This window comes from Chroococcidiopsis sp. CCALA 051, assembly GCF_003015105.1.
Taxonomy (GTDB): domain Bacteria; phylum Cyanobacteriota; class Cyanobacteriia; order Cyanobacteriales; family Chroococcidiopsidaceae; genus Chroococcidiopsis; species Chroococcidiopsis thermalis.
In genome coordinates this window covers 1-26,225 of the sequence record NZ_PYCI01000035.1, presented here as the reverse complement: position 1 = coordinate 26,225, position 26,225 = coordinate 1, and the positions used below count along the sequence as shown (strand labels likewise).

The following is a 26,225-nucleotide window of genomic DNA, read 5'->3' as shown; positions in this document are numbered from 1 at the left end:
CTTGGAGTGCCTAAATCTCTGCCTCCGCACAAAACACCTTTCTCCCAGCGCCGCGATCGCGAATTTCTCTACCTGAGCGAAGTCGATGCCTTGGTTGCTGCGTTGGGATCTACTCGCTCCCCCACCAGAAATCAGGCGATCGCCATCCTGCTATTTTGCCAAGCCCTACAGCCAGCCGAATTGTGTTGGTTACGTTGGCGTGACGTAGACTTTGCCGAAAAGATTTTGCGTGTAGATCGCATCCGCTCAAAGCCTGATTGCCAACAACCCCAAACTCAAGCCCCAGTCAATCTGCAACTTCTATGTGAGGCAGAGATTGACATTCTCCGACAGCTTGAGGAGCAACGCATTACCGATTGGTTATTTGCTTCGGAACGCAAGCAGCGGCTCAGTGAGCGATCGCTACACCATATCATTCAACAAGCCGGAGCGATCGCCAATCTACCTTTCCCGACTCACCCGTATATGTTACGCCGTTCTGGTTTGTATTACCGTGCTGCCATACTATTACAACCTCTAGGCTTAACGCTACGGCAATGTTGCTTGCTTTGGAATTGGCATGGAACCACAGTGGAGTTCTCCCCCCAAGAGCAGGAAGACTACCGCGCCATTGACCCAGCTACGGTCACGGCTTTTAAAGCAGCACTGGAAAAACTCAAAGCTTTTGCTGGGATTGCAGTCTATCAAAATGTCGTCGATTACCTGTTGGGTGCTTTCCTGCTGTTTCCCCGCCTCCAGGGTATTTCCCAAGACTACTGGCTGGCTCTCAATCGCTGGTATATCTAAACTTTGCCGAAAACATCGGGCAGTGACTCACGACGAAACACAAACAGATTTCCTGTTGCGCCTCGTCCTACCCTAACTTCAGAGTCTAAGTAGGAAGTCGTCCACAAAGCCTCATTCTGGAGGAACTCTAATACTGGGATTTTCAATTCGGGTAAACTCCAGTTAGACAGACCAAAGGGCTGTGTTGCTTGTAGAGAAAATGTGCTAAATTTCACCTTGGCAACCTGCTCGTCCATACCCCACGTCCAAACTCCCAATGCCCGTAACTGCCATTCTCCTAGCAAGGGTAAGTCTAGAGCGGCATTGTTGGAAGCAGAAATTTTTTCCGTACCGCCTGCAACCAGCTGTTGCCATACTCTTTTAATTTTTATTGCTTGCCCTATAGCTGGAATTGATACGAAGGAGCGCGTGACGACTGTTCCCTTAGAAGCATATACCAATTGCCAATTACCAAATAGAGAAGGTAGATGGTTGCGCGAGAGTGGATGTGGGATGGGATTGATGCTCTCCAGTTGTTGTACGATTTCATCGATTGGCTCTCCAGAGGATGGAAATAGGCAACGCTCCGGTCCCAATGCTTCTACTTGTCGCTCCAGTTCAGTTTTCAAGGCAGCTCTCGTTGCGTCATCCCCTATCATGTCCTGATGCTCCATTTCCATTACCAGGGCGATCGCATCTTCGATTTTAGCTCTAAGTGACGTTTAAAAAACCCATACATTGGAATATCTAAACTTTGCCGAAAAGATTCAGCAATCATGTCTCGCTCGAAGCAAGCTTATCGAAGCGAGCGCAGTTTTGTCAACCATTGGTTAACGGTGTCACTCCCACTACCAATTCCAAAGGCTGAAGTCTATATACTTTGCCGAAAACATATATCACTTTCCCTACCGCTCGTAGACAAACTAATTGCAGCATCATTCCCCTTTTTATGGCAAGATTACTTGTCAGAATATAACTTGCGAGAAGGGTAATTCTAATAAGTGATGCTCAAAAGTACTCCAGTCTCCCTGGTCCTAACCGCACCACTGCCCCTGACCGAGCATCCAGCGGCGGTATACATATCGTCCCTCGCACCAGGATCGCGTCAAACCATGCGACAAGCCCTAGACGCGATCGCCTCCTTGTTAACCAATGGGGAATGCGATTGCTTTACCTTGGACTGGTCTAAGCTGCGTTACAAGCACACGGCTGCTCTCCGCGCTGCTTTGATGGAGAAGTATGCGCCAGCAACGGCAAACAAAATGTTGTGTGCGCTACGGCGAGTGTTGAAAGAAGCCTTGAGATTGGAGTTGATAGAGCCAGTGGACTATGCCCGTGCTGTAGATATTAAAAGTATTAAGGTGACTAACTCTTTGCGGGGTCGCGCCCTGACTGAGGAAGAAATTGCGGCGCTGATGGAAGTTTGTTATGGCGATCTCACTCCTGCTGGTTACAGGGATGCAGCGTTAATGGTCATTCTGCGCGGGTCGGGGCTGCGACGACGTGAAGTTGTGAGTCTGGATTTGAATGACTTTACCCCTAGTACTGGGGCTATACTCGTGCGGGCGGGCAAAGGAAAGAAATACCGGACTGTATATCTGCCAGAAAGTGCAATTGGAGTGGTGTCAGAGTGGATCTATATTAGAGGTAAAATACCTGGTCCCTTGTTGTGCCAAGTTAATAAAGCTGGAAGGGTGGTATTGAAGCGGCTCACGCCACAAGCCGTACTGTTTTTGTTGCAGAAACGTGCCAAGGAAGCCTCTGTTGCATCATTTTCTCCCCATGACTTCCGGCGGACATTTGCAGGTGACTTACTGGATGCTGGCAACGATATTGTCACCGTACAAAAGTTGATGGGACATTCCTCACCAGATACGACTTCTCGCTACTGTCGTCGGAGCGAAGAAACTAAGCGCCGCGCCGTGCAGACATTGAAGATCCCTGGTACGGGTAGGAGGAAGGGGTAGCGATCACTCGCACGCTAACTAGCCACACCAACTCTAGAACGGGAGTTGGTTTGACAGGCGCGGCAGAGGAAACTGCAACGCCCGCGCCGTGCAGGTGTTGGATCTGCTGGGGAATGCGAGCAACTACAGATGAGATTCACGCGCTTCTTGACGGCGTTTGTCCAGTATTGAAATGTTTCCCCACCAATATACCTACTCTCCTCGCGGTAGATTTGCTCTAAGCAGCGACAGAAAGACTGTGCGTAACTCTCCAACCCCAAAGCCATCAAACATTTCAAAATTCGGGTGATGCGGAGGTAGTTATGATCCAATGGGCAAATCCATTCCTTTTTTCGGATGGGATACTCCTCCGATCTAGTGACAACAAATTGCCCGTTGTTGTCCGAATCGCCTTGCAGACCGTAAAATCCAAGCATGACGGTAAAAGAGCGAAGCAAATTCTGACGTAGGCGAGTGTTGGCGTGAAAAGCTTGAATTACCTCATAGTCAACAATTGGAGCGTTACTGTTAAAAGAACTCCTCTCTGGCAATGGAAATAGCCACGCTCATATAGTCGTGTTCGCATTCTAAGTCTTCAAAATCCCACACCCAGATTTGTTGGATCGTTCGCCCCTCAATATCGGGCTGCTCTCCTAGATAGAAAGGCACGAGCATCGCGGTCAATTGCTTTTTATTCATAAAAACCTAACTAAATATTTTCACTTTTGAGCCGCTCTACCCCCTACAATTGTTAAGCCCCAGTTTCATTCTTATCGCACGTTTCTTCGAGAGTGCGGGATAGTTTGCTAATTGTTTGCGCCTGTTCGATAGTAACTTCAGCCAGTCGGCTATTCGTTTCCGCCTGAGTGCGTAATAATTCGCTAATGAGCTTTGTTTGTTCGACAAAAGCTTCAGTTAGTTGACGATGGGCTTGCATTTGTTCTTGAAGGAGTAACCGCAAGTCAGCTATTTCTGACTCTAGGCGATCGCTCCTTTTTGCTTGCTCAAGAGTTAATTGTTTAAATTCGGACAGCAATGGCGATTCGTATTCAAAGGGTGAATACAATTTATTTTCAGTTTGAATTTCATTTACTTGCTCGTTTGTTCGATCTAACTGTGGTGACGATAGTTTATTTATAGGTATGACATTACTCTTGTGAATCCGCTCGTTTAAATTTAAATACTTAATTAAGTTTTCCGTGTCTTCCTCTTTTAAATACGATGGGATTTTATTAAGCGGCGGATTGAAATATTTAATCAGAATTGTTTCAATGCGTTGCAACGCCAATGAATCACTTTCTTTAAGCCACGCAATCCTTACGCCTTCTAAAGCTTCCAGTAGAGGTAGCCTATGATGCCCCCTCAAGCGTTCCCGAATATCAATCGAGCGCCCAATATACAAAACCCTACCTTGGGATGACAAAGCAAAGTAAATACCTGCAAAGTGAGGCAGTTTACCCTTATCAGAGAGAGGGACGCATGGAAGAGAAGAAAGGTCAAATGACTCTGGTGCGAACGCGGACATCGTGTTTACCTCACTCACGGGAATATCAAGAAATTCATCAACCTCTTAGACTTCTCTCCATTGCTCGCACTCAAGTCTATGGCGAGATAGAGCGTTGCTTCTCCACGATCGCCTATCTAATCCACGCTTCTACAGATGGGAAGCGATTTACCTAGCCGTCACTTTCTAGCGGCAGCATTGCGCTGACAAGCCTTTACCTGTACCTAGTCTCTCCTTCCTTATTAGTACACAACTTGAAAGCCCTGTCTAGACTGGTTTTGCTTTCGAGCATTCAAGCTTTTGAGGTTGTAGGTTTTTGCTTACCGGATTTTGAGTATCAATAGATACGAGCGAATTTCGGCAACGGTAGTTATATAGCTTATCTTTCAATGCTCGACAAATCCTCTCGCAGCAGATAATATGTAATTTAATATACTACTAAAAATCATTTTTCTAAGTATTCCCTCAGATGAATGACATAGATCGTCCGTCAGAAGAAGCTGCAATTAAATATATTGACGCAGTGCTTAAACAATTAACAACCCGCTGGACGAGTGTAAAGCAAGCAAGAACAGACTTGGACTTCAAGGCAGTAGCTCAATTACTTGATGGAGTTGATGAAAACATCACGCGACTGTCAACCAGTTGGAACGAGTATCAAATAGTCATTGAAAATGCGATACAAGTCGATCGGGAATTTGTTCTGTCAGATGAATATCCTCCGCAAGTAGAAAAGGCACTGAAAGATGCAGATGTTCCGATAAAAGGTGAATTTCCTAACTACGAGTTTCCTCCATTCAAGCTGACATTCTTTTGTGACGGTGGTTATGTAAAGCTTGGGATGGGACGGAAAACACGACAATCTAAGGCTCTAGCACCGACAACATTAGCCGCATGGGTAGCTAAAGAATATCAACGAGTAGTCAATAGCAAGTTGAATACCGAGCGATTCTGTCAAGAATTGCTTAGTGCTTACGAAATACTCAACCGACTAACTCTAAAAGAAGATTCAGTAGTTTGGGGACACCCTGTTACTCTTAAGGAAATCTACAAACTATTAACTTTAAAATATTCGTCAAAGCTAGAATATTCCGAAGCAATTTTTACCTACGATCTGGCGAGGTTAAAGGAGAATTTTGATATTTGTTATGAAGGACATCGATTTGAGCTTGTTCCTTCTCGCAATCAGGCTAGCGGTTTACTTTTAGTCAATAGTAAGAGACAGGAAAGCCGAGTTAGTAGTCTGATTATTTACGACAAAGATAATGAATGATTTGATTGCTAAATATATGCATATTGATGAACTAGATATTGAAGATCTCCGCTCAGGTCAACCTCCTTTAAACCCAGAATTATTAACAAAAATGACACTGGGACGCAAGTTATGGTTAGAGAGAGTTCGCGACTACTATTTGGTGAATTACATTGCTAATGGAGGTAGTAAAGTCAAAGTTTTAGTAGGAAATGAAGGGAGTGGTAAAACACATTTGCTTCGTTGCACTCTGCAAGATGCCGAAACTTTAGGATATGAAACAGTATATTTATCAGCACGAGATTGCGATGACTATCGCCTGAATAATCTGCCTCGCTTGTATCGCGCTATAACTGGGCAAATTGACAAAGAAAGGCTTGTCAGAGGACTATGCTGCTGCGTTGCTCGACAACTAGGTTATACAGTTGATAAGTACGACGGCACGGACTTCTTTTTACCAGTTTATATAGAAGATGCAGAATTACCGCGTGATGAAGCTATACGTGAAATAAAAAAGGCAGCAGGAAAAGTTTTTCGTCACATTGATTTTGGACCATCTTTTAGAGCCTTTGCCTACCGAATCGTTAACGACCGCATGATTCGGGGTAATGAAAAAGATATTAAACTCGCTTTAGAGTGGCTGAGCGGTGAGAAATTGGCTCGGCGTGAGAGAAACGATTTACTTCTATTTGAACAACTTCAGAAAACTAATGCTAGATATTGGTTAAACTCGCTGATCCGGTTGCTAAAAATTGCGGGAATGACTGGTTTGGTAGTAGCAATCGACGATCTAGAAGTCATCACCGAACGCTCTAATGAAACTGGTCGATTTATTTACACCATTAATGCTATTAAAGATACTTGCGAGCTTTTTCGTCAACTGATTGATGATGCCGAATTACTCAACGGCTTTCTATTGCTATTGGCAGGTCGTCGAGAAACGATCGAGGACGAAAAGCGCGGCTTTATCAGTTATGACGCACTATGGATGCGGTTGCAAACTGGGCTGGTGCAAAAAAAATTTAATCCCTTAGCAGACATGGTTGATACAGATGCCCATTTAGCAGTCAATGGGAGTGATTTTCCCAGTCGGGTTCAGACCCACTTACGCCAGATTTTGAGTGAAATGGGTTTAGAACTGCAATATCAGGGATTTCCCGATTTAAGCGAATATAGCGATTTACGAGCCAGAGTGATCGAGGTTGGCATGATGATACCGAAGGTAGGTTAGATAATGCAGGAATATGATGAAAATCGCCAACAAGCGATCGCAATAGTAGAATCCTTACGATCTGGTATTCCAACTCGTGCTTCCACTAGAGAACTACCCGACTTACGACCGTCGCTAACTAGACTTGTTAAGCAAGACTTAGCACAACTGGCTCAAGACAAGATTCCACAAGGTAGGTTAGTTTGGGGGGCTTACGGGCAAGGGAAAACTCACGCGCTAACAACAATAGAACACATAGCACTGGATTTAGGATTCGCGGTCAGTCGGGTATCTCTCAGCCGTGAAGTATCGTGCCATCACCTATTCAATTTCTACGGGCGGGCTGCATCAGCGATCCGCACGCCGAACTCACAAATATTTGGCATTCAGCCAGCGCTTGATAAAAAAGAATACGGAGACTTGCCTGACAGCCCAATTCAAGATCCAGACCGCTACATACATCCTCTACCTGCCATTGTCCTCGAAGATTACTTTAAAGCGAACGGAGAGGAGCGGGATTTGCTTTACGGCGACCTCATGGGAACCCGACTGGCAATTTCAGATTTGAGACGGATTCATCGTGCTTGTCGAGGAGAAGCGTTACCTAAGTTTGAGTCAACTTTCGGGGTGAAAAAACATGGAAGTGCTTATTTTGGGGTGATGGCAGATACCCTTACCTGGTGCGGCTACAAGGGCTGGGTGATTTTAATCGATGAAGTAGAACTCATTGGGCGCTTGGGTAAAGTCGGGCGACTTGATGCATATAGAAATCTGAATTGGTTGTTAAATTGGTCTGGAACAATGCCGTATCCCATCTACACGGTGGGTGTCGCAGCATTGAGTCTGAGAAACGATTTGTGGTTGAGTAGCGATCCGATTCAAAATGCCAAACGCGATCGCCAACAAATTCCCGATTTGGCTGGACTGAAGCTCGGTCATGAGGCAAAAGCAGAAGTAAACAAATTCTTTGAAACGGCTCTTGGTAGGCAATGTCCTACCACTGAACCCTTATCTCAAGATAAGTTGAGTAAATTACTAGAAAGTTTAGTAGAACGCCACCGGATTGCCTATGCTTGGGATGCCCAGCTAGACGTTCATAGCTTAATCCGAGACATGGGCAGTCAACCTGTACGCACCCATATTCGTGCAGCTTTAGAGGCTTTAGATATTAATTACACCTATCAGGAAATTATTATTCCAGAGGCAGCCAATTTAGTTGAAGGCTCTGTAGAGGAAGAGGAAGGATTCTTTCAAGAAAACGAAAGCGAGTAATTATTGGTGTTGAGAAACAAATTGTTGAACTGGAACGAACGATTTAAAGTCAAGCCAAGCTAGATAACCGAACGAAACACTGAAACCAACAAGTGAAAGCAATTAGAAAAGCTATCGGGTTAGTAATTATAGTTTTCGGAATCACCGTAATTGTCTACTCGGCTATTCCACCATCAAACCCATTCTTCCACACAATATCGATCGCTTTGCCAGAGGTATTTGTAGGAGGCATATTACTATTCTGGGATTAGATGCGATCGCGCCTGCATAATAAATTGTCAAAGCTGGCGTAAGCGTTGCTTCACGAAGCGATCGCGTCGCCGCCAAGGTCTGATGACCCAACTAACCCCAACCGCCCAGGCGATCGAAGCCATCCAGCCTGCTAAAATGTCGCTGGGATAATGTACGCCCAAGTATAACCGCGTCCAACCGATAACTAAGACAAAAATCGTCCCCGCAGCCAAAACCCACCAACGCCATCGGCTACCCCAAGTTAAAATTACTAAAACTACTACTAAAGTCATACTTGACATTGCATGACCGCTAGGAAACCCGTAGTCAAATTCTGGTGCGGGCGACTCCCACAAGTGGGGACGGACTCGATGCAACAATACTTTTGCCGTCCGGTTAATGATGATACTGCCTAATAGAGTAGTTATCAGGTAGGTGAGCGATCGCCACTGCCTACGAATAAATAGTATCAGCGCCGCGACAATAGCAACCGGAAACACCCCCCAAAACACGCCTAACTTAGTCAGCATGACTGCCAGGAAGTCCAGCTGAGGACTAGCCGTGCTATGAATCGCCAACAAGATCGGTACATCGAACGGGAAGCCGCCTTCGTTCTCCCAAACCTCCTCCGCCAGTTCCCCAAAAACTTGTAAGGGTAAATAAACCCCCACGAATAGCAACAGCAAAGAACGCCAGTGCGTGACTAGCAATCGCCCAAGAAATCGGACAAAGGATTGAAAAAGCTTCCAGATGCGTGCGTTAAACATCCACCTGCGATTTGTTTGTTAGTTGATAGATGGTAGCAAATCGCTTTGATAGTATTTTTGTACGATACAGGGAATTTAGTTTTAGAAGTTAGTTTATGTTACATTTATACTACAAACACCTTCATTGCTAGAAACAGCCACTCATGTTCTAGAGGGGAAAAATGTGTTGGGGCGATCGCAACGTTTGTGCAACGAGGAGCGCAACGATCGCATTTCACCGCGCTCCAATTCTCCCGCGTCGTCTACCAAAGCTTGAGGAGTCAATCTATGTCTACCAAATCGACTATTGTTCACGGTGACACGTTTCATTTTTACCACGAGGTACTTGACGAACACTACGTATACTTGTCGCTGCAAGGAGTCAGGTATGAGGCAAGTTACAACCGTGTCATGGTTCCTATCCCCATCCATATTTGGGAGGTGATTCGGCATCGCGGCGCACCCGATCTTTCACTTGTAAATAAAAGCGATGAAGAGTTGCTAATTAAAGTAGAGCAGGATGTTGACAAACGGATTAAAGCATACGAGCAAGATCCATCTGGTTTAGCTGCATTTGTTGGCAGCTTAGTCTATGGTATGGCAGACAGTCCCCGTGCGGCACAAATTCAAACAGGGATGGAATATTACAAAGCTCGGCGCAAGGAGCAGCAAGAAATAAAAGCGGAAATTGAGGCGTTGGAAGAGAAAAATCGTCGTTAAAATCTCATTTAAATAGCACAACCGAAACCCGTGGAGACATTAACTATTTATATTTATCTATTGACGGCGATCGCGCTTATCTACGACTGACTCGTGCCAAACAGTTAGCCGTCTAATTGTTTCAAAGAGTTTTGAATTAACTTGCGTTTAGCTAGAAGCTTTTGCTCTTGCACCTGTTTTGTTAATTCTTTTTCTCTAGCTGAGAAGAGACGCAGGGCAATCTCATAAAATCTGAAAAAGTCGTTGTTATGACTAAAAACAAATTTGATAAAATTTTCATCTAATTTAATACCTTCTTCATCATCAAGTTCCCCAATAATCATATAGTCTTCACCAGTTCTGGAATAGAGACGAACCTCTAGATCGTGTAATTCTAACCAAAAATCAAGCCAAACACATCTAGCCGTAATTTTATTCAAACTATCCTTGTTGTGACAAAAATATCGTTCGGCAGTTGGATAAAGTAGTCCGATCGCCAGAGATTGCTCCGGCTCGACATTTCGATTTCGTTCGATCCCATTTTTGGTAAGTTGACCTAATATCAAGTAATTTTCTCGATTTTGATCGTAGATTCTAATTTCAGAATTCTGAATTTCTAACCATACTTGATATTTAGAAATATACTTAGCAGGAGTCATGACAATAGACTTATAGTAAGATGAGAGACATTAAGCACGGTAAATATTTTCGCTCTTTAAACATTAATTTTTCTGAGCGATTGAAGGTAGAGAACGACTCAAAACGAATTAAATTCTAATCAGAATTGCGGCTAAAGAAACTTGTAACATACTAGGTTGGATGCCCTCATTGGCAATGAGATTGAGTTTGTCAGCATCTTGCACTAGTTGAATCACAAAATCGATATCGTTTAATTTGGCTTTATCTCCATCTGTGTAATCTCGCAACAGCTTTTGTACTTGTTTCATTTCCTTCCAGGCATTCAATTTCTGAAAAGTCTTCCTCACCGTAGTTCGCTCCATACCATTAGGAAAGCAATCGAGCTGACTGACGCGGCGGTTAATTCTACTAATGCGATCGCTGGTAATATTAATGTTCTCTAGCGATTCTGGTTGTTCGATTTGGGCTAGGCGCTGTTGCTTCAGGGCAACCAATTGCTGATAGATTTCTTGAGCCTGGGAGATCGGAGCTGTGGCTGGTAGCACGTCAGCTACGGGAGGGGTTTTGAAGGCAGTGGCGATCGCCATCCCGTAGCCATCCTTTTCTCCAGTTCGATCGTTCCAGAAAAGAGTCTGCTTGCGGTCTGGAATTGGTTCGCCATTGGGTCCAAAGTATTCGACACTCAAGGCTACTAATCCGGTGGGTTCTTCTGTCTCACCAGCACGGCGACCCAAAGCAATTGGATTGGCTTGATAATCTTCACCTAACTGCTGAACTAGCCTGCCTAACTCTTCGCTGTGGAGAATTTCGTTGTGGGTGTAAAGGTCGCGGCTGGTTTCTTGCTTTTGATAAGTCTCCTCTTGTAAGTTCCCCTGCTCCATCCGCCTCGCTTTGACCAAGCTGTTGAGAAAGTCAATGTAGCCAGGTAACACCTCATCATCGAATAGCGTATCGCCGTAAATCGAAGCCCCCAAAGTTTCAATGCTAGAAATGGTGGGGATTTGTCGCTCGTCTAGAGCAAGTTCGCCGACGAGTTTCTTGTGCAGGTTACTCAAGCGACTGGCTTGGCGTAGCAGTTGATTTTCACTGTTGGCGTAATAGATATAGATATTTTCGACTCGACGTTGTTTGGGGCGATCGATCCGACCGATTCGCTGTTCTAGAATCATCGGGTTCCAGGGCAGATCGATGTTAATTAAGTAATCAGCATCTTGGAGATTTTGCCCGACAGATAGGGTTTCCGACCCAATCAGGACGGCAAGTTCTGACTCTGGCTTTGGTCTTTCTTCTGGATCTTTACAGGTAGCGGCTGGGGCAAACAGCCGAAATATCTCCTGTCGCTTCATGCCTTGCCGTTGGCGCGTTCCTCGCAAGGCATTATTAGGATTGAATATAAGTGGGTTAGTAGAATTGCTGGGATAGTAACGCTTGGTAGAACCAATTGCCATCCCAATTCCTCGGTCGGCGATCGCCTCATCTCTAGCCATGTAGCGGTAGTAGTCGATGACTGTATCGCTGAAGGTGGAAATCAATAGCACCTTATGACCTTGACTCACCAGTTCTCGCACTTTCCTGGTCACTTGCTCCCGCTTGTGGTCGATAACGAATTCACCTGCTAGGAGCTGCTGGATCTGCTCCAATTGCTCCAGGTCGCTGTCACAATCAGCTAGTATCCGGTCGTAAACGGATTGAGCTTTACTCAAGTCGTTGCCCAGTGCATCAGTTGCGATGTCAATCGAACGCCGCAGTTGTTGACGTTTGAGTTGCTGTTGAGCCTGGGTCTCTTCGTCTTCATCCTCTTCGTCTTCGAGATAGTCTTCATCCCAAGCAAAGCTGTCGTCGTAGTCCGAGAAGTCCTGTTGTTTTTCTTTTTTCTCAGACTCAAAACCGTAGTGCAACAGCAGGAATTTTTTCAAACCGTCAGCATCGGGGGAGACATTTTCTAACCGCTGTTGAAGTTGCCGAATGCGATCGCTAAAGTTTTGGATTGTGCGGTTGAGGGCATACATACTCGATTCTGCCCGTTGCAGGAAAAAGCGGCGCTGGTTTTGTAAAAGACTGCGCTGTTCGACATTGCCCCGCAAATAACGGATCGGGTCGGCAAAGGGGATGAACAAGCTAGTTTCGAAGGAAGTAAATATCCGATCGAGCGCCTGTTCGGTACTGGCTTCAAATTCCACGGGCAACCATTCTGCTACCCGCTTGGCATACATATTTAAATCTGGCGTAGCATCGCGTAGCATCTGGCGCGTGCGCTGGAGAAACAATTCGCGGTAGGTGCGGCGGAATAGTTCTGTGTTGTCGGTGAAATTCTCAACGCCAATTTCCCGACTTTGAAACCATTGGCTCAGTTCTGGGGGAAATCCTAGATCGTTGAATCCTTCTGGACGACTGAGAAAAGGGGAAAGGATGTTGTAGATGTCGGCGCGGCGGTTGTTCCAGGGTGTAGCAGTCAGGAGAAGGAAATGCCGTTGTCTTCCCGTTGCGCGATCGCTTTCCTGAATTGCCGCACAGGTTTTATGAATCCGGTTGTTGTAGTTGCGGATGCCTTCGTGAGCCTCGTCGATAATTACTAAATCGGGACCGCCGTAGCGGTTGAAGTCCGTGAGAAAATTATTCCCCTTACGGCTCATTAAGTTTTTGTTGTAAAGCTCGTATTCATTGGGTTTGAAGCCCAATTCAGCCATTTCCCGCTCCCAGTTGGGATGGAGTTTCTTGGCAGCGACGATCGCGATTTTAGCACTTACGTTTTGTTGACGATACAATCGAGTCACAGCAGCAGCTAAACGAGTCTTGCCCAAACCAACAGCATCGGCACAGACGGCAACGCCAAAGTCTTGCATCACCCGCAAGCAGTGCTGCGCCCCAGATTTTTGATGCTCGAATAGGATATCTTGACCGAGTAGTTCGTCGAGTAGATCGCTGCGTTGAACGCGGAATTGATGCGGGCGCTGTTGTGCCAGCCAGTAGAGAAAGTCTTGTGGTGTACCGTGCTTTCTGGTGAGGATCGTTTCTACGGCTTGCTTGAATCCGATAATTTCGCTAAATTCTGGAATTTCTAACGATTGATTGACAGCTGCGGGTTGCTTGGGTGAGGTACGATAAACGCCCGTGCTGGTTTTGACTTGAAAATCTGTGAGGGGAATCGGTGGATGTTGGGGATCTACCTCAACTCGACCGACGATTCGTTCTTTTTCTTTGCTGTCAATCGTGACTTTGACGAGTTCGTTATCTGCTACAGTAATCTCGTCCGCTAAATCTAAGTTGCGACCAGTAATTTCAACTGGGGTTGTTTCACCAGGGGTAAATTCGTCAGGGGCGATCGCCTCGATGACTGGTCGCTCGGCTTGGGCGCGGCGATCGCGTTCGGCTAGTACCTGTTGTAAAAATTCCTGCGACAGGTCGAAGGTTGTGTCTTGGCGCTGCCATTCGGCATCAAACTGACGGATGCTATCGGCGATCGCTTCTGCATCCATATCTTCCCAGGAATAGAGAAATAACAAGCTTTCGGCATTTCTGCTATGTGCTGCGATCGTGAAGTTGTCGGAACCTTCGTGTAGGATGTGATTGTCGAGCGAGTCGCTGAATATACCCGTTTTCTTGTGGTAAATTGCCCGTCCCGATTCCATTTTTACTAACTTGATTTGCAAAAATCCCAGCCGGACTAACTCTGCTAGGATTTCTGTCCCCGTAAAAGCGCGATCGGCTAATCCCTGTAAAAATTCCTTTAAGGTACGGCAGAAGTATTGGGCGCGGTAGTTGGGATCTTGCAGTTTCTCCAGTTCTTCGATGTCTGCTTGTCTGGTAAAACCGTGCCAGTCTAATAGCAGACGAATCTCGCCTTCGTTTTGAATAATTTTTTGCAGGGGTTCTTCATACAGCTTGAGTACCCCACTGTCAAAATAAGCTGTCGATCGCCGATAGATGTGGCTGCGCTCTAAAACGTTACCGATAAAGGTATTGTATTTCTCTAGTTCGTCCGGCAAGTTGAATCGGCGACGGCGATCGCTTTGAACTTTAATGAAACTGCCTGCGAGTAAGGTCTTTTCCTCTGTGGTGCTTTCTAATTCTAGGAAGGGGGCGATCGCGCTTAGAGGGCTGGTTCGCAGCAGTGTGGTACTGGGGATGCTGCCAGTGAAGCGGGGAGTATAAGTGAAGACTTTGGCACGTTTGGGATCGATCCGCAGTAGTTTATGCGTAGCGTGTTTGCCGCCAATACCCAAAAAGGTGACGATATTCAGCAGCAGGTTGTCAGCGTCGCGGTGCTTGAAAACGAGCCAATGTTGGTTGTCAATGCCCTTGATGGGATTACCTTGGGGTAGGTAGTAGGGGCGCTGTTTGCGAATGAGATCTTGGATAACGTTTTCAAGCATGAGAGGGACACGAGCGGGGATTTAAAGCCAGGATTCAACTGACAATGTTTTTACTTGTTGAATGCGCGGAAAGTCACTATCGATTGATACAACGGTAAGACTGTGCTGCAACGCTATAGCAGTAATCCAGAGATCGTTTTCATCAAATCCTAAATCGGTAATTTTTGTCTTCCGGCGTTTGCTTTTCTCTTTAGGCGCAAACTGGTTAAATAATGCTGCTTTTAGTTGTCCGTAAGTATCTGCTGTTACTCCGTCTACAGAATAAATGTAAATACCTTGAAGAAAGCGATTAATTAAAGCTAAATTGCTTTCCCTGCGCCCAGAACGTTCTGCCATGTCTATCAGTTCCCCTTGCACAATGACGCAGGTTGAAATCAAGGTATTTTCCGCTTCGGCAATGCGATTCAAAACATTAGAATCGCCGAGAATTGCACGGCTACAGTGGTTGGTATCCAATAAATACATTACTCGTCAAAAGGATTAGACCGATCGAACTTAGCTTTGCCGCGAGTTGCGTATACCATTTCTAAGCATTCTTCAAAATCATCTCCTTCCCAAGTGCCAATAGTTTTTAGATGCTCTAGGAGCGATCGCCCTGTAGAATTAACTGGCGTGTGGGTGGTGGAGTCTACTACTTCTGGTGTTGGTTGTGTTTTGGCTTGCTTTATTTTTAAAAAGCGTAGAAAGTCTAAAGTTTCAGCCAAAAGAGTATCTGGGGTAGATTCTATTTCTTGAAGTAGTTGTTTTTTAATAGTCATAGTATGTTGTTTCCCTCTTGCTACAAAAATTCTGAAATATTCGCTCTTTTTTAGGAAATATTTATGTCAATAGTAATTTTTATTGTAATTCATTCACTTCACTTTGAGTTATAGATTTTTCTTCACGTAGCTGCTTTATATCGTTCAATAACTCTTCTAAACTAACTTCATCTAACCATTGATGACGCTCTGTTGTATAATCACCAAGCCCTAGATTGAATTGTTGTAGAAATCTAATCGTGTCAGCAACACCCAAAGTGTTTACCAATACCTCATAACCTTTTCTGCTAATTTCCATTGGTGTCATCTTCGTCTTCTTCTTCCTCCTGAGTAGCTTTCATTAACTATGTAAATCATGCCATTGTGGATTGAGGAATTCAATCAAAGCAATTTTTTTCACTCTCAGCCACCCCTTTATTTGCTTTTCTCTTGCGAACGCAGCCGTCACATTAGCAGTCTTTTTTGTCATTGTTGTATGATTTCCATAGTTTTCCGCTCGCTGCTTCTAGCTTTTCAGTTTTGAGTTGACATACCTCGTAAAGTGATGATTTGTCAATTTACAAATTCTGCCATGCTGCCTCTTCTTCCGGTTTGAGCCAGTCTTTTTGCAGCGAGGATTCGCTTAGTAGAGCAGTTTCCGATTTTTCCTGCTGGTGTTTAGTTTGTAGAAACTGGATAAAATCTAAAACTTCCTGTAGCAGTGGTTCTGGAACCTGTTCGATCGCTTGTAAAATGTGTTCTTTGATAGTCATGGGTTAATCCTGACGTTTCTTTACTGTTATCTAAAACTTATCCATAATGATAGGTAGATCTCTCTCGTAAGTGTAATGGCAAACCTAGATAGAGTTTTGGATGAGGCAATGGAGCTGCCACTAGAACAGCAGGAAATGCTGGTACAAATCCTACAACGTCGGATGATAGAGCGACGCAGAGATGAAATTGCTGCTGATGCCGCAGCTTCTTTAGCCCAATTCAGAGCAGGTAAGCTAAAAGCGCAAACTGCTTCTGAAGCGATCGCCGAACTACGAGAATTTCTTAACTCATGAATAATGAGTAAAATAGTCATCTCCAGTAAATTCAAGAGAGCGTTCCGCAAATTTACTCGCCGTAATACGCAGTTACAAGCACGGATTGAGGAAACAATTACTGCGTTGTCTGATGACATATTTAATCCATCTTTGGGGACTCATAAGCTAGAAGGAAAATTATCGGGTTTACTATCTTGTTCTTGTGGGTATGACTGTCGTATTGTCTTTGCGATTGAAACGGAGGAAGAAAGCGGTGAAACACTTGTAGTTTTGTTGGACGTTGGTACTCATGATGAAGTTTATTGAATGGGAAAGCCAGGAATGGCTGCGTCAATTTTTGCCATTAGCTCTATTGTCTCTTGCAGGGCAACGACGATCCGCCTATAGTGTAGGATGTCTTCATCGCTGAGGGTACGCCCTTTACGATCTTTGAGCCATTTTTGACAGACTTGGTAGCCGCCAACGTAGAAGTTCCAGACGTTTTCAGGTACTCCACTAAATCTGTCGCCTTTTTTGTTGATGATTACGTCACCCTGCTGGTATTTAAGTCCAGCATCAACTACTCGATCGCCACCGCGATCTTCATACTGGGTAATTGTGCTATCTAGCTTAGGTGATTTCATCAAATGTAGTGCTACCAGTTCTTCACCGTATGCAGCTAGCTGGCGGAAGAGTTCGTCGCTGCTAGTAAGGGGGACGCGGGGGAAGTCAATTTTGAGGAATTCAGCGTAGCGGGTGCGGTAGGTGGGCGAGTAGAGGATGGCGTAGATGTAGTAGAAGATTGCTTCTGGGCTGGGAGTATGGTCTAATTTCTTGGTTATGTCGTTAAGGAAATCTTGAGAAAAATTAGCTTGAAGTTGTTCTTCGTAAAGATAGAGGGGAAAAACGTATGAACCGTTTATATCCATAGAGATTGCTGTACATGGTACATCAGCAATTAGTGCGTGTTGCCATTCCTCTAACTTAACTATTCGAGGCAAGTTAAGAACTAAATTATTCTTCCCTGCAACATGATTAATCAGTTCACGCCGTGGATAATCCATTGCCACAGTGCTGAAATAACATGACCGTCTATCAAAAGGACGGTACAAACAAGAGGTTAATTTGTTTTGCCATTCAGCCTCACGACGTATAGCTCTACGAGCTTCATTTAATTTCCAATCACGGTTATCTTTAAGATCGTATTTTTCAGCATATTCTTGATTGGAGATACTTTCATCACACATTTCTTCAATTCGCTTGTAAAGTTCTGATTTTGAAAAATCAATAGCAAAATGATCGCGATGAGTCTGAAAGCCAAGTACATTAACTGGCATTGCTTCTGTAACTTTCCAGCCCTGCTCGTATTCGGCTAATAAATCGTTATCTTGCGGAACGAACAGATAAAAAGGTGACTGCGGCTTCAGTTTATTCCACCCAGTTGTAGTTACATCATTTTCCCTAAGCCAATGATATTTACCGCCAACAAGACATCGCCCGTCAGGAGTCTCCTTATATATCTCACGGATACCCCATAGGTGTGCATGGTAGACCTTCGCCACCTCCTTTTTTCCATTCAAACGCTTAACAAAGATGCTGATAGCTACTCCTTGCTGAATATCAAAAACATTCTCATCCTTTGAATCATCAGGACAGCGTTCTTTCTTTTTGGCGTTGCCGTGCAAGTCCAGAACATAGATCTCATCAAAGGTTTCCATCAAGCTCTGGCGCATCCCGCGAAATGTAGGATTGTCAAGGTAGCCGTGATTGGTGACAAAAGCTAGGATGCCATAGCCTGTTTTTTCAATTCGCCACTGAGCAAAGCGGATAAATTTTACATAATCGTCATTGAGCCACTTAGGATTTCTTTCACCAAGCGGCTTGCCATCTACTTCAAAATAGCTTTGAGTTGCTTGCTGCGAGATTATGTCTTTTCCTTTAAGAAGATTGCTAATCCAGGCTCCATTATTCGCAGAATGACCAGAATAAGGAGGATTACCCAGCACTACCATTACTGGCGCTTCTTGCTTGATTTTGTTGGCTGCATCTGCCTCGTCTCTAATCCAATTGTCATACCCATCAGCTGGAGGTATTTGGAAAGCTTCTTGCAAAGTATTAGTCAAATAAACTCGCAATCGTTCTTCAGTATCAAATTTATATCCCAATGCAGCTAACTGTAATCCCAACTTCATATGAGCGATAGCATAAGGAGCCATCAACAACTCAAAACCAAGTAGGCGAGGCAGTAAGTTTTGGGAGACATAGCGCGACCATACCTCTTGGCTGGGTTTGAGCGATCTATGAATGTGGTCAATTACAGAGTATAAAAAACCACCAGTACCAGTAGCAATATCTGTTATTAAGACTTTGTGAGTTTCACTTATACCGTCTTGCTTTTTCACCTCAACCTTTGTAGCATCAGCAAGTCCATCTGGTAATTCAAAATCAGTTTGAAGAATACGGTCAACAGAGCGCACGATGTATGATACTATTGGCTCTGGAGTGTAGTACACACCCCGACACTCACGCATTGTAGATTTGTATGCTGCCAGGAAATCTTCATAAAACCGAATCACAATGTCTTCCTGGTACATTTTCTGCTGGAAGTCCCAGAGAATTGCATCCATTTCGGCAGTGCAAAGGATGCTACGCACTTCTGTAATTGCCTCTATCAACTCATCGCCTAATTCTTTAAATTCTTCACGCGATCGCGCCAGCAAATCCTGAAATAGATGGCGCAGAAATGGATTAGTTTTTGGTATTTGCTGCCAAGCTGATTCCTGATTAAAAGGAGCTTTTTTATCTCTTACATAGCTAAATACTCTAGCAGTAAATAATCCATAAGTAATGGTTTGAGCATACATATCAGGAAAGCTGTAGTCATTCTCATCTATTGGATTTAATTCCAACGAGCGTAATAACTGCAATTGAAAGCTTTTTAGCAGCTTGTGTAGATAACCGTTTTCACCCTTATTGGGGTGTATTCGTTCCTCGTATTTATAAACAGTGTGAATAGCTTGCTCAATTTTATGTGCTGCTTCTGCAAGAGATTTTGCCAACTCACTAGCTGTTTTAACAGGCTCGTAGAAAACCCATTTTACTGAAGGGACTGAACAGATTGCCTTATGAGCAATGGGCAAATTATCTTTTTGTAGAAGGCTTATACGTCTCTGTAATTCTGGTTCATTCCATTCAAAAGTCTTAATATCTTTTTGGCGTAGTCCTCCCTCTCTAGGTAATACTAATGGCACTCGACTAGTACCTTCTTTAGATGGCAACAGCAAGTACATCACTGGTTGTTGCTCTGCCTGCCGATTACTGTAATGTCCGTAGATTTGCGATCGCAATTCGTCATTCAGTTCGGAGTAAAAACCCACCGCGACGGGGCAAGTTTCAGCCGCTGACTCTGCACTCTCACCAGGACGTAAATACCAGAATAGAGAGCTTGTGCGATCGAGTTCTTTAACTGGATATCCCAAAATTTTCCGCAATTCCTCAACACGATTTTCTAACGTGCCAGTCATAATAACCGCACGCAAATGCTCCTTGGTAAGAGTCATAAGCTACCAATCCCTGATTATTTAAAAGTGAAGAAATAAGTTATTTGCAAGTGTGGATTGTGGAGCAAGCTTTAACTCGTTTCTTATAATCAATTCGCTAAGTGCTTAGCTAACAATTCTTGACCGCGACTACCCATTGTATGTAGCAAATCTTCAAGTCGCGTAATTGCTAACCTTGAAGGCTTGCTACGTCCGTTTTCCTAGCGATTAACAGAGGAATATGTCGTTCCTAATTCTGCCGCAAATTCCTCTTGTGTCAGCTGATTTTCAAGCCGAAGCTCGCGAATAAGCTTGCCAATTTCTGGCTGATTTATTAATAGTATTCTTCTGACTGACATTTAAATATAATCCTACATAGAAACATTTGACATAGCATTTAGTGTGTTCTATGCAATATCGTATTTACTAATATTTCTCTTGTCATCAGAAAGCCTACTATTTAGTCCAGGCTATGCTTAATCAATATTTCAGCTTAAGCAGTGCTGTCTTTACTAAAAGTTTACGAAGTTTTGGTGAAACGTCGTGAAGTTGTTATGAATATTCAAAAATTCAAACCTCTTTTATGGAGCGATCGCCGTCTCAATTCAAGTATTCTTCACTTGAGACAATCAAATCGCGAAACTACGCGAGCGTGAGAATTTCGACTGTAACGCTGGAAATTCGTAGTTTTGTCGATCCAGAAGCTCTGAGCGGAATTTGCGATCGCTCTCAGCGGGAACGAGTTGTAGACAATAGCAATGTAATTCCAACTAGCTGCGTCAATCTAAAATGGGAATCATTACGGTACGTAGGAAGTAATGTTCCTAATGGTTGTGTTACAAGTTCTAATAACAGAGTAGTTTCTAGCGTGACAATCTCTTGCCGAGAGATTGATTCGTTAAACTAAACCTTTGATGCAAACAGGAATTTAATTGTGAATACTCCCATCGAGTTTCAACGAATTGATTTTGTTCCTGAATTCACTTTTCCCTACAGAGTCCAAAAATAAGCAGCAATAGATAGTTCTCTCACATCTGAGGCGAACGCATCTATTTTTTTTTTCTACTGTCTAAAAGCAGATTATGCAATATCAACTTCACGCCACCAGCTCAGCAACTTACTTGCAGCTTGGAGGGCAATGCGTATATTCTCATCGTTAAAGTCCAGCGGTGAAACTGGTGGAACTTCAAGCCGAAAGCTAGCCGATTTACCAGTTTTTACTATAGAAATACCTGTGCTGTTTAATGCTTGAGCGTATGCTCTAGCATTGCAACATCGTTTCTACGCCCATTTAACTGCAAATACACAACACAATCGCCAAGCTTAAAAATTTTGTATGTAATTGAGAAGCCTGGATAGCTCATGCTCACCCAATTTCCATAACCACTTACATCTCCTGGCGGTGAAATCTTTAATTCTGGAAACTCAGCGTCGGCTATTTCCCATACTCGTTTGCGATACTCCGTAGTTTGGGTATCTGGAGGTAGAGTGCTATTGCGTTTTGCAATTGCTAGCTCAAACAGAGAAGCGAAATATGCAGAGCGATCGCAGCCTCTTTGACTAAACCAATCTCTAAAAATAGAGTAATTGATGCGGATATTATACTTTTGGAAGTCATGAGAATAGTAACTTTGGGGAGCTAAAAGAACGGTTACACTGATTGGGAAAAACTGATTGTTTTTTGGGCTATTGAATGCAATTTTTACTCCTACAAATGCAAGTGATAGCGAGTACAAAAACAATTAATCTTTTGATACGTGCTTCCAAATTTTGTAAGCACCATACCCTGCTCCTGCTGCCACTACTGCTGGAGCTGCAACAGTGACAGTTACACCCGCAGCCATGCCACCCCCAACTACGCCTCCAATCGTTGCTAATCCTGAAGTTATGCCAGCAGCACTTAGACCAGTAACACTGCCGACAGCGGCTAATGTACTAACAGATCCTGCTGTAGCTGCTGCTGCACCAACTGTTGTCATTGTTCTACCAACTGCGCGAGCTTGGCGCTCATTGTCAGTAAGGTTCTCATCATCCTTCAAGACGCGATCCATAACCATTGTTGTTACAGCAGCTGGACCTGCACTAAGGACTCCAAGACCTGCAACTGCTCCACCACCAACAATAGCACCTGCACTTGCTAAACCTGACATAATCCCAGCCCCACCGCTTAAACCAGCGGCAGCACTTGTGGCAGAGGCAGTAGCCAACGCTGCCTCACCAACTTTTTTGGTTAATTGAATCAATTCGCGATTTTCATCGTCTAAGCCAACGGCAGCACTAGCGGCAGAGGCAGTAGCCAGAGTCGCCTGACCAAGTTTTTTGGTTAATTGGATCAATTTTATCTGCTTATGATTTCCACTCTGATTGTCAAAAATAGCTGTACTATTACTTTCAATAGGACTAGTTACTGTTAGTGCTAGTGTAGGCTTTACCATTGTTGTAAAACTAAGTACAAGTGCTAAAAAAAGAGAAATAACTAATTTAGATAAGCGTTTCATTTTTTCCTTTAGCTACCAGAGCTGTTGCCGAATAGTTTGAATTTTCCTGAATACAATTTTTGCTCAATTGTTAGTTTTCTACTTCAGCAAAATTGCCTAAATATCTTGGTCGTTTAACTTCAAGAAATAAGTAAGCTTATGAAATATTTATAAAATCTTAATGAATCAATCAAGCGAGTTATTAAAATACTTGGAAAACTCTATCGCTCTACTCTTAGCAGTTTGTTTGGCTTTTATGTTTCTACTTGTAGACCCTACTTAGAATTCAACCCCCTGTCTTCAAATGAAAGAGTTTTATAGTCAATATTAATTTGTGTTTCAGCAAGTCATGGGCTAGCTATAGCTAAAAATACTGATAGTAGAAAAGTATTAATACTATTAATTTAAAAATTGTTTATGTGGTGCATAGGTAGTTGCTTTACTTCTTTCAAATACCTGGCGCTTAAAATAAAGAAATAATTACAGTTAGCGATCGCTTGCGATCTCCTATCACTTCACCTCATAAATTTTCAGCATTTCATCACCGTAGTGGTTAATAATGGCTTCAATCGCAATCTTTGTCAGACCTTCCGTTCTTCACTTGAGGCGGAGCGAAAGATTGGCTTGTGGTGGAATAAATTGCCGACCGAGCATCTTCATCAATCTATACATTACCAACCTGTATTAGTTAGTCAAAAAGGTGACAGCTAGATCCGACAAGATTGAACCGATCGCTAATTGTTGAAATAACTTCTAATATCGAATTTGACTCTCATGAATCCAACCCCCTCCGCAAGCGGTGGTAGAATACCAACCATTTTGAGGTTCGACATAAACTTGGATTGTTCGCCTACGTGCGATCGTGCATTTCACGTTGCCATTGGGAGATGTCCGAATATTGGAAGGTGGATCGAAGACACGGACATTCATGAAGTCTCCAGAATCATCAACACCACCACAAGCCAAGTAGTTAGAATTGACCCAGCCTTCCAAACCATTTATCCGGCGGTTAGGACCATCTAGGACGCGAATATAGCGCCAAACTCCAGAACCACCTCGAAGTGATTCCACGGTATTACCGTTATCCAGACCAGCTCTCGATTTACCATTAGGGGAAAAGCGCAAAGCTAGTTGACCAGTGCGAATATTAACTACACTACAATTGATGTTTTGAGCTATTAGTAGTGGTGTCGTATTGGTAAATTTGTCAACTGCTGGACTCGCAGTGGCTGAAGTCAAAAGTGAACTAACTATAGAGAGTGATAATAGTGGAATTGGCAGTAGTAAATTGGCGAGGCTCTTCATCATATATGTCCCGATTACTGAGAGGAAAGACTTAAAGGTTAATTAGGAATAGATGCAGCCAGACTGAGAAAGCGTACCGCTCACTCTAGCTACATACTTGCAATAGTTAATAATGCTGGCGATTGAGACGAGTGCAATCGCGTTCATCTCGCTCCAGATGCGATCGCTGAGTTTGCCATCTGTACTAATGGCTGCTCTTCGCCATTTTTAGCCGTTACCCGATACAAGATTCCCTGCACTTGCCATTCCACTGCTGCCGTGCAATATGCACCGCAAGTATTCCAGAAAATCCCTTCGATCCCGTTGGCTAAGCGTATATTCTTATACGTTGAACCTGCTAAGTCATCCGGTGATGTTAGTTTCCCTCCTCTTTGTGCCTCAACTGCGCCGATATAGCAGGCTGTTGCTCCTCCACAGTTAGGGGAAAAGTAGATTGAGACGTTATAACTGTCACTTTTTGCCTGAATGTCGAAGTAAGTTCGTTCCTCAATTGCTGGCAGCAGGCGATCGGGGAGTAAGACTGGTAAACTTGTCTGGCGCTTCACTTGAGGTAGAACTGAAGCAAAAAAACCAGCTTTAGGCGCTGTGGTATTTCCCGCACTGGCAACAGGCTTAAATTGGCGCGTGAACTTCATCCACCGCTGGACTTTGCTACCAGTGATATTTAAGACAGGGATCGGACGAGTTTTAGCTATGGGAGATCCTGCTTCCTCCTGAGAATACTCGATTGTGGTTGGCTTGGGCTTGCCTAATCCATAGGCTGCGGCGATCTTGTTTGCCAGTTCGCAGGTAATGTTGAACTCTCCCATGTCGATGTTGCCATTCCCAGCAAAGTAAAACCAAGATCTAGAGCCAGCATTAGGAATTTCTTGGCAATCAGCGCGTGTCACTTCAAACATCTTGGCAACGTGAGCGTCATAGAAGCGTAATTGACTACCGTTTACAAACTTGGTGGTATTGGAGTTCGGCACGGTGAGCGTATATGTTCCCTCAGCGTGTTGAAGTTTCATTGGTACTTCCGGTTGAGCAATGGCAAGAGGGATTACCACATTCGATGCGACTATCCCAACAGCTAGAGACAACAGAAAAGGCAACAATGTGTCTTTTTGGGAGCTTTGAGTCATTTTGTCCTTACTAGTTCAAGAAAAAATAGGCAGTACATAACTAAATTGCAAAGCTACTTTCAATCGGAGCAGTTTCCAGGGTTTGTCATAAAAGTCATTAGGTAGAATGGGGAGCTAGGCGAGTAGGGTGAAGGCGATCGCACTTAGTAGTTTGTTCATCAGCAATCCAGCATAAAAATCAAGATCTGTGCGGTTAAATGTCTCAGTTTTCAGGGTTTATTGACCAACCAGTAACATTTAAATCTTCAGGTTCATTATCTGCCTGACCTGATGTAGTAATATTTATTTTATTTCCATAACCATCACCAAATGAAAATAAGCAGTGACCAAGTCCAGTGCCACTGCAAGCTTGTATATCAGAATAACCTTTATCTAAAATTAAACGTTCTCTAGCAGACCACGATTCAGTTTCTGACCAATGGAGTGAAATTGGAAACCAACCATTATTTGTTAACAATTTCCTGACTTCTTTATAAGACATACCTGCTTTAATCGGAGGTAACTCTACTTCACAACTCAAAACAGAGGCTTGAAAACATAGTTGAATTATGAAAGGCATTACGAATATAACTTTCTTCATATTTTGAGCTTTCAATTTTATTGAATTAACATCTCTGTCTTTAGATAAATTTTTTAGTAGTATTAGTATTATTGCTAAATGCACTAACTAGTCGTACAGCAACAGCCAGCCTGCTTTTCTACTACAAGTTATAGACTCTTTGCTATCTCTCTTACTATCTCGGCAAATACTTTTGCAACAACTCCTTCCCGCGATCGCCCATTCTTTGCAACATCTCTTCAATCAGTTTTAAAGCCAGCGCCCGAAGGTTTACCGCGCTGATTCTCAATTCTCAAGGGCAATTCACCGAAGCACAAGTAACGCCTAATTCGGCAGCGAACTCCTCTTGGGTTAACTTGGTTTCCAACCGCAATTCTCGAACAAGGTTGCCGATCTGTGGTTGATTGGCTACAAGTGCTTTCTTGACGGGCATTTAACTGAGTCCTTGCTGCGCTATTGGACGCTAAATGTGATGCGTTATGTTATGTATCCTATTTGCTCTCCTTAGAGAAATCGGCAGCGATTACACCGAAATCTAAAAAGATCAGTGTCTACTAAGGACTTCATGAAATTTTAATTGTGGAATGCTGCGATCGCACCTGACTAACTGCTCTACCATCACCGCTGCTCTACCTGAGTTAAAGGAAGCGATCGCCTGCTTGCTGCAACCAAGAGACTTTTATGTAACATGACTAGAAAATGGAGAATCGTTATTAGTTATGGTTCATCAGTCGCAACTCGAAATTTCCACCAAAAGTCATGGAGATATGCACGACCTAACCGATGAAGTTAGTCGAATTGTGAAAAATTCTGGGATTA

General features: G+C 43.8%; 31 protein-coding genes. 11 read left to right on the top strand and 20 right to left on the bottom strand.

What is annotated here, in order from left to right:
• Positions 1-6 precede the first annotated feature (6 nt).
• Positions 7-786 (top strand): tyrosine-type recombinase/integrase, encoded by a 780-nt coding sequence (locus tag C7Y66_RS10930; protein ID WP_106545621.1) that lies wholly within the window; start codon positions 7-9, stop codon positions 784-786.
• Here the strand turns inward: C7Y66_RS10930 and C7Y66_RS10925 are convergent.
• Positions 783-1,394 (bottom strand): PAP/fibrillin family protein, encoded by a 612-nt coding sequence (locus C7Y66_RS10925; protein ID WP_233222627.1) that lies wholly within the window; start codon positions 1,392-1,394, stop codon positions 783-785. The two genes, C7Y66_RS10930 and C7Y66_RS10925, sit on opposite strands and share 4 nt — an antisense overlap.
• A 147-nt stretch (positions 1,395-1,541) precedes the next feature.
• Here C7Y66_RS10925 and C7Y66_RS32425 point away from each other — a divergent pair, with 147 nt between their 5' ends.
• On the top strand, positions 1,542-1,757 hold the full coding sequence (locus tag C7Y66_RS32425; RefSeq protein ID WP_146149775.1) for a hypothetical protein: 216 nt from the start codon (positions 1,542-1,544) through the stop codon (positions 1,755-1,757).
• 12 nt (positions 1,758-1,769) lie between these two features.
• Positions 1,770-2,732 (top strand): tyrosine-type recombinase/integrase, encoded by a 963-nt coding sequence (locus tag C7Y66_RS10920; RefSeq protein WP_106545593.1) that lies wholly within the window; start codon positions 1,770-1,772, stop codon positions 2,730-2,732.
• A 14-nt stretch (positions 2,733-2,746) separates the two neighbouring features.
• Here the strand turns inward: C7Y66_RS10920 and C7Y66_RS10915 are convergent, their stop codons facing one another.
• The 3 genes from C7Y66_RS10915 to C7Y66_RS10910 are packed head-to-tail and all read right to left on the bottom strand — an operon-like array spanning position 2,747 to position 4,113.
• Complete coding sequence (locus C7Y66_RS10915; protein ID WP_199197366.1) at positions 2,747-3,262, bottom strand: opioid growth factor receptor-related protein; 516 nt, start codon at positions 3,260-3,262, stop codon at positions 2,747-2,749.
• A complete protein-coding gene (locus C7Y66_RS31765; RefSeq protein ID WP_199197365.1) occupies positions 3,240-3,410 on the bottom strand; it encodes a hypothetical protein in 171 nt (56 codons plus the stop codon). The genes C7Y66_RS10915 and C7Y66_RS31765 overlap by 23 nt, the downstream gene beginning before the upstream one ends.
• A gap of 52 nt (positions 3,411-3,462) precedes the next feature.
• On the bottom strand, positions 3,463-4,113 hold the full coding sequence (locus tag C7Y66_RS10910; RefSeq protein ID WP_146149774.1) for a GIY-YIG nuclease family protein: 651 nt from the start codon (positions 4,111-4,113) through the stop codon (positions 3,463-3,465).
• Between the two features lie 14 nt (positions 4,114-4,127).
• Between C7Y66_RS10910 and C7Y66_RS30495 the strand changes: the two genes are divergently transcribed.
• The 4 genes from C7Y66_RS30495 to C7Y66_RS10895 all read left to right on the top strand — a co-directional run bounded on the left by C7Y66_RS30495 (position 4,128) and on the right by C7Y66_RS10895 (position 7,949).
• A complete protein-coding gene (locus tag C7Y66_RS30495; RefSeq protein ID WP_146149773.1) occupies positions 4,128-4,391 on the top strand; it encodes a hypothetical protein in 264 nt (87 codons plus the stop codon).
• 293 nt (positions 4,392-4,684) lie between these two features.
• A complete protein-coding gene (locus C7Y66_RS10905) occupies positions 4,685-5,488 on the top strand; it encodes a hypothetical protein (RefSeq protein ID WP_106545591.1) in 804 nt (267 codons plus the stop codon).
• A complete protein-coding gene (locus C7Y66_RS10900; RefSeq protein ID WP_106545590.1) occupies positions 5,481-6,698 on the top strand; it encodes a BREX system ATP-binding domain-containing protein in 1,218 nt (405 codons plus the stop codon). Before C7Y66_RS10905 ends, C7Y66_RS10900 begins: the two co-directional genes overlap by 8 nt.
• Positions 6,699-6,701: 3 nt before the next feature.
• Positions 6,702-7,949, top strand: a complete 1,248-nt coding sequence (locus tag C7Y66_RS10895; protein ID WP_106545589.1) for a BREX system ATP-binding domain-containing protein — start codon at positions 6,702-6,704, stop codon at positions 7,947-7,949.
• Between the two features lie 278 nt (positions 7,950-8,227).
• On the opposite strand, the gene C7Y66_RS10890 is transcribed toward C7Y66_RS10895, so the two are convergent.
• Positions 8,228-8,947, bottom strand: coding sequence for a phosphatase PAP2 family protein (locus C7Y66_RS10890; RefSeq protein ID WP_106545588.1), 720 nt, complete (start codon positions 8,945-8,947; stop codon positions 8,228-8,230).
• A 141-nt stretch (positions 8,948-9,088) separates the two neighbouring features.
• Positions 9,089-9,211, bottom strand: coding sequence for a hypothetical protein (locus C7Y66_RS32885; protein WP_255409964.1), 123 nt, complete (start codon positions 9,209-9,211; stop codon positions 9,089-9,091).
• Positions 9,212-9,214: 3 nt separating this feature from the next.
• Here C7Y66_RS32885 and C7Y66_RS10880 point away from each other — a divergent pair, with 3 nt between their 5' ends.
• The gene (locus C7Y66_RS10880; RefSeq protein WP_106545587.1) at positions 9,215-9,646 is read left to right on the top strand and encodes a hypothetical protein; all 432 of its coding nucleotides are present in this window, start codon (positions 9,215-9,217) and stop codon (positions 9,644-9,646) included.
• A gap of 104 nt (positions 9,647-9,750) precedes the next feature.
• Here the strand turns inward: C7Y66_RS10880 and C7Y66_RS10875 are convergent, their stop codons facing one another.
• From C7Y66_RS10875 to C7Y66_RS10845, 6 genes are all read right to left on the bottom strand, one after another.
• Positions 9,751-10,284: a hypothetical protein gene (locus C7Y66_RS10875; RefSeq protein ID WP_106545586.1), complete on the bottom strand. Its 534-nt coding sequence runs from the start codon at positions 10,282-10,284 to the stop codon at positions 9,751-9,753.
• Between the two features lie 108 nt (positions 10,285-10,392).
• The gene (locus C7Y66_RS10870; protein WP_106545585.1) at positions 10,393-14,637 is read right to left on the bottom strand and encodes a helicase-related protein; all 4,245 of its coding nucleotides are present in this window, start codon (positions 14,635-14,637) and stop codon (positions 10,393-10,395) included.
• A gap of 21 nt (positions 14,638-14,658) precedes the next feature.
• A complete protein-coding gene (locus C7Y66_RS10865) occupies positions 14,659-15,102 on the bottom strand; it encodes a PIN domain-containing protein (RefSeq protein WP_106545584.1) in 444 nt (147 codons plus the stop codon).
• The gene (locus tag C7Y66_RS10860) at positions 15,102-15,395 is read right to left on the bottom strand and encodes a DUF2281 domain-containing protein (protein ID WP_106545583.1); all 294 of its coding nucleotides are present in this window, start codon (positions 15,393-15,395) and stop codon (positions 15,102-15,104) included. The genes C7Y66_RS10865 and C7Y66_RS10860 overlap by 1 nt, the downstream gene beginning before the upstream one ends.
• 79 nt (positions 15,396-15,474) lie before the next feature.
• Positions 15,475-15,702, bottom strand: coding sequence for a hypothetical protein (locus tag C7Y66_RS10855; RefSeq protein WP_106545582.1), 228 nt, complete (start codon positions 15,700-15,702; stop codon positions 15,475-15,477).
• A 250-nt stretch (positions 15,703-15,952) separates the two neighbouring features.
• Positions 15,953-16,147, bottom strand: a complete 195-nt coding sequence (locus tag C7Y66_RS10845; RefSeq protein WP_106545581.1) for a DUF2281 domain-containing protein — start codon at positions 16,145-16,147, stop codon at positions 15,953-15,955.
• A gap of 75 nt (positions 16,148-16,222) precedes the next feature.
• Between C7Y66_RS10845 and C7Y66_RS10840 the strand changes: the two genes are divergently transcribed.
• On the top strand, positions 16,223-16,441 hold the full coding sequence (locus C7Y66_RS10840; RefSeq protein WP_106545580.1) for a hypothetical protein: 219 nt from the start codon (positions 16,223-16,225) through the stop codon (positions 16,439-16,441).
• A 3-nt stretch (positions 16,442-16,444) separates the two neighbouring features.
• Entirely contained in the window at positions 16,445-16,729 is a 285-nt protein-coding gene (locus tag C7Y66_RS10835) for a type II toxin-antitoxin system YafQ family toxin (RefSeq protein ID WP_106545579.1), read from the top strand.
• Here the strand turns inward: C7Y66_RS10835 and C7Y66_RS10830 are convergent.
• Together C7Y66_RS10830 and C7Y66_RS33370 are read right to left on the bottom strand one after the other, a co-directional pair.
• Positions 16,723-19,962, bottom strand: coding sequence for a type ISP restriction/modification enzyme (locus C7Y66_RS10830; protein WP_106545578.1), 3,240 nt, complete (start codon positions 19,960-19,962; stop codon positions 16,723-16,725). The genes C7Y66_RS10835 and C7Y66_RS10830 overlap by 7 nt on opposite strands.
• A 200-nt stretch (positions 19,963-20,162) precedes the next feature.
• Complete coding sequence (locus C7Y66_RS33370) at positions 20,163-20,300, bottom strand: helix-turn-helix transcriptional regulator (RefSeq protein ID WP_199197364.1); 138 nt, start codon at positions 20,298-20,300, stop codon at positions 20,163-20,165.
• Positions 20,301-20,593: 293 nt separating this feature from the next.
• Between C7Y66_RS33370 and C7Y66_RS10820 the strand changes: the two genes are divergently transcribed.
• A complete protein-coding gene (locus C7Y66_RS10820; protein WP_158265902.1) occupies positions 20,594-20,848 on the top strand; it encodes a CpcT/CpeT family chromophore lyase in 255 nt (84 codons plus the stop codon).
• A 334-nt stretch (positions 20,849-21,182) separates the two neighbouring features.
• Here C7Y66_RS10820 and C7Y66_RS10815 read toward each other — a convergent pair whose 3' ends face one another.
• The 6 genes from C7Y66_RS10815 to C7Y66_RS32420 all read right to left on the bottom strand — a co-directional run bounded on the left by C7Y66_RS10815 (position 21,183) and on the right by C7Y66_RS32420 (position 25,839).
• Positions 21,183-21,677 (bottom strand): hypothetical protein, encoded by a 495-nt coding sequence (locus tag C7Y66_RS10815; RefSeq protein WP_146149772.1) that lies wholly within the window; start codon positions 21,675-21,677, stop codon positions 21,183-21,185.
• A gap of 6 nt (positions 21,678-21,683) precedes the next feature.
• Complete coding sequence (locus C7Y66_RS31755) at positions 21,684-22,376, bottom strand: hypothetical protein (protein ID WP_233222626.1); 693 nt, start codon at positions 22,374-22,376, stop codon at positions 21,684-21,686.
• Positions 22,377-23,171: 795 nt separating this feature from the next.
• Entirely contained in the window at positions 23,172-23,657 is a 486-nt protein-coding gene (locus C7Y66_RS10800; RefSeq protein ID WP_106545575.1) for an SH3 domain-containing protein, read from the bottom strand.
• Positions 23,658-23,866: 209 nt separating this feature from the next.
• Positions 23,867-24,847 (bottom strand): hypothetical protein, encoded by a 981-nt coding sequence (locus C7Y66_RS31750; RefSeq protein ID WP_199197362.1) that lies wholly within the window; start codon positions 24,845-24,847, stop codon positions 23,867-23,869.
• Between the two features lie 202 nt (positions 24,848-25,049).
• A complete protein-coding gene (locus C7Y66_RS10790; RefSeq protein ID WP_146149771.1) occupies positions 25,050-25,511 on the bottom strand; it encodes a hypothetical protein in 462 nt (153 codons plus the stop codon).
• Between the two features lie 187 nt (positions 25,512-25,698).
• Positions 25,699-25,839, bottom strand: a complete 141-nt coding sequence (locus tag C7Y66_RS32420; protein ID WP_233222625.1) for a helix-turn-helix transcriptional regulator — start codon at positions 25,837-25,839, stop codon at positions 25,699-25,701.
• Positions 25,840-26,225: the final 386 nt, after the last annotated feature.